Origin of the sequence: Streptomyces mesophilus, from assembly GCF_011044995.1 — a bacterium.
Taxonomy (GTDB): domain Bacteria; phylum Actinomycetota; class Actinomycetes; order Streptomycetales; family Streptomycetaceae; genus Streptomyces; species Streptomyces mesophilus.
In genome coordinates this window covers 1-3,214 of record NZ_JAAKZW010000407.1, presented here as the reverse complement: position 1 = coordinate 3,214, position 3,214 = coordinate 1, and the positions used below count along the sequence as shown (strand labels likewise).

Annotated in this window: 3 protein-coding genes and 1 pseudogene; 1 reads left to right on the top strand and 3 read right to left on the bottom strand. The window is 73.7% G+C overall.

The window, feature by feature from the left end; all coding sequences use genetic code 11:
* On the bottom strand, positions 1-194 hold a 194-nt coding region (locus G6045_RS41870; RefSeq protein ID WP_328708089.1), incomplete at its 3' end, for a TSUP family transporter.
* A gap of 440 nt (positions 195-634) precedes the next feature.
* Here G6045_RS41870 and G6045_RS39980 point away from each other — a divergent pair.
* Positions 635-1,624, top strand: coding sequence for a winged helix-turn-helix domain-containing protein (locus G6045_RS39980; protein ID WP_165337155.1), 990 nt, complete (start codon positions 635-637; stop codon positions 1,622-1,624).
* Positions 1,625-1,644: 20 nt separating this feature from the next.
* On the opposite strand, the gene G6045_RS39975 is transcribed toward G6045_RS39980, so the two are convergent.
* Complete coding sequence (locus tag G6045_RS39975; protein ID WP_165337154.1) at positions 1,645-2,997, bottom strand: deoxyguanosinetriphosphate triphosphohydrolase; 1,353 nt, start codon at positions 2,995-2,997, stop codon at positions 1,645-1,647.
* An 87-nt stretch (positions 2,998-3,084) separates the two neighbouring features.
* A pseudogene (locus G6045_RS41865) lies at positions 3,085-3,214 on the bottom strand (sirohydrochlorin chelatase); the annotation flags it as partial.

Genomic DNA, 3,214 nt, shown 5'->3' with positions numbered 1-3,214 from the left:
GGTGCGGGTGCGGGCGGTGACCACACCGCCCAGGCCGCCACCGCGGGCAGCACCACCACGACCACCGGCAGGAAGTAGTCCTGCGGCAGCCGGGACGCGGCCAGGGCGCCGAGCAGCGAGGCCGGTACACCGGCCAGCGCGGCGGGCCAGGCGCGGCGCCCGTCGAGGCCGACTCTGCGCGCGTAGTCCCCCACGCCTTAAGGGCGCGGGAGGTGCCCCCATCGGCCGCGGACGTGGTGCCGGTGATGGCCACCAGCTTGTTGGTGCCGAGCACCGTGGCGACCGGGGCTCCCGGCAGCAGCACCATCAGGGCCGGTATCTGCACCAGGCCGCCGCCCCCGACCACCGCGTCCAGCCAGCCCGCCGCCAGCGCCACGGCCAGCAAGGCACACCACTCCCCCACACCCACGGTTGTCCCCCCGTGGGCGGCGCACGCGGATGCCTCCCCCGTGGGACAAACGCTGCGCCACCCTCCCCCAAACAACCCCGGATGTCCGAGGGTTGGGCCCGATTTGTGCCAGAACGCAAAGGGAGCGGCCGACTCCGCCGCGCGGCGCGGCGATTCCGTACGATGCGCGGGTGGACCGGGCCGCCAGTGCCGCCCGGGAACGACGCGACATGACTCGGGGGAACCATGCTGCGGATCGCATTCGGACGTGAGGACTTAGGGCGGCTGCGGGTGGCGCCGGACGCCGATCCGCTGTGGGAACTCGTGCTGAGCCTGCACCTGTTGCAGAACCGGCAGTCGGCCGTGGTCTTCGACCCGTGGCGGCGCGAGGTGCGCGCCGGTCTCGTCCGGGCCGGCCTCATGAAGACCACGGCGGCACTCATCCGGCTGTCTCCCTGGGCCGCGTACTTCCCGGACTTCCTGACCCCCTCGCGCGGCGACCGCTCCTTGGAGGAGGGCATCTCCACGGTCCTGAGCACGCCGCGGCGGCAGCTGTCGGCCGAGCTGTCGGAGGTGTACGCCGGGGCGCCGGTGCCTTCGGCGGTACGGCTGCTCGCCGAGGGCGACGTGACGGCGCTCGAACACCTCGGCCATGCTCTGCGCTCGTACTACGCGGTGGCCGTCGAGCCCTATCTGCCGGCGGTCCGGGGCGCGGTCGCCGACGACCGGGCGGTGCGGTCCGCCGCGGCGCTGCACGGCGGCGCCGCCGAACTCCTCTCCAGCTACGGTCCGGCACTGAGGCGTGCGGGCTCCACCCTTGTCGCGGACTATCCGGTCGCGCGTGACATGCCGCTGCACGGACGGCCGTTGACGCTGGTGCCGTCGTTCTTCTGCGTGGTGGCCCCGGTGGCCCTGGCCGATGACGCGCTCGATCCGGTCCTGGTGCATCCGCTGGGTCCCGCCCCCGGATGGCTGGCCCGCACCAAGCTGCGCGGTGCGGCGCCGCCGCCGGTGACCCAGCTGATCGGGCCGACCCGGGCGCTGGTCCTGGACGCGCTGGAACAGCCGCGCTCCACGGGCCAGTTGGCGCAGCGGCTCCGGCTCACCGCGTCCACGGCGAGCCGGCATGCCACGGTGCTGCGGGAGGCGGGGCTTGTCGCGTCGGTGCGCCGGGGCAACTGCGTGCTGCATCGGCGTACGGCGCTGGGGGATGCGCTGATGGACGGGCGGTTATAGGGCCCGGGGCCCAGGTGTCGTCAGACGCGCGGCGCGGTGAGGCGGGCGTGCAGGGAGCGGGCCGAGGCGTCGGTCTGGGCGGCGATCTGGTCGACCACGACCCGGGCGCGCGCCTTGTCGTCGGCGGCCGTGTCGAACAGGGCACGGAACTGCGGGTCGAGGCCCTCCGGCGCACGGGCGGTGAGCGCGGCGGCCAGCTCGGCGATGACGACCCGCTGGTCGGCGCGGAGCAACTCCTGTTCGGCGCGCTGCATCACATAGCGGTCGGCGACCGCCTTCAACACCGCGCACTCGTAGCGGGTTTCCCTGGGCACGACGAGCTCGGCGGCGTAGCGCGTGAGCCGGCCCGGTCCGTACATCGTGCGCGTGGCGCCCTCCGCGGCCAGGCAGAAGCGGCCGATCAGCTGGCTGGTGGCGTCCTTGAGCCGGGCCTGGGCGACGGCCGATCCGTCGTAGCCGTGCGGCCACCACTCCTGGTCGAGGAGCCGGTCGAGTGCTTCCGAGAGCTCTTCGGGATCGGTGTCCTCGGGGACGTAGCGCCCGATGGCCACCTCGAACACGGCCTGCCGTTCGGGCTCGGCGTGCAGGCAGTTGGGGTCGATATGGCCGGCGTGCAATCCGTCCTCGACATCGTGCACGGAGTACGCGACGTCGTCGGACCAGTCCATGACCTGCGCCTCGAAGCAGGTGCGGTGGCCGGGCGCGTCCTTGCGCACCCACTCGAAGACCGGCCGGTCGTCGTCGTACACGCCGAACTTCGGGGACGCCGGGTCGCTGGGGTGCGCGCCGCGCAGCCACGGGTATTTGGTGGCGGCGTCGAGGGCGGCGCGGGTGAGGTTGAGGCCGACGCTGACGAGTTCGCCTTCCGTGCCGGGCCGCTGCGAGCGTACGAAACGCTTGGGTTCGATACGGGTCAGCAGGCGCAGCGACTGGGCGTTGCCCTCGAAGCCGCCGCAGTCCGCGGCGAACTCGTTGAGCGCCTGCTCGCCGTTGTGCCCGAAGGGCGGGTGGCCCATGTCGTGCGCGAGGCAGGCGGCCTCGACGAGGTCCGGGTCACAGCCGAGTGCGGCGCCCAGCTCACGGCCGACCTGGGCGCACTCGAGGGAGTGGGTCAGGCGGGTGCGGGGGCTGGCGTCCCAGGCCTGGCTCCGTGTGCCCGGTGTGACCACCTGGGTCTTGCCGGCCAGGCGGCGCAGAGCCGACGAGTGCAGCACACGGGCACGGTCGCGCTGGAAGGCGGTGCGGCCGGGGCGCTTGTCGGGCTCGGGCGCCCAGCGCTCCAGGGCCGCGTCCTCGTAGCCGGGGGGTGGGGTGCCGAATTCGTGCCGGGCGCTGTCGTGCTGCGTGCTGCCTTCGTGCTGCGTGCCTTCCATGAAGCGACAGTAGCTCGGGTGAGGGGTGGGGCGACGGCCCCAGGTGCCTCGTGCGCCCGTGCTCTTACGCGGGGACCGCTCGTCCTCTTACGCGGGGACCAACCGCAGATGGCCCGCCGGGGCCGAGGTGCGCAAGGCCTGGTCGTAGCGGTGCAGCAGGAGGCGGGCGACGGCCGGGTGGGTGCCGAGGGGGGCGGAGGCGATCCAGGGGGCGGCC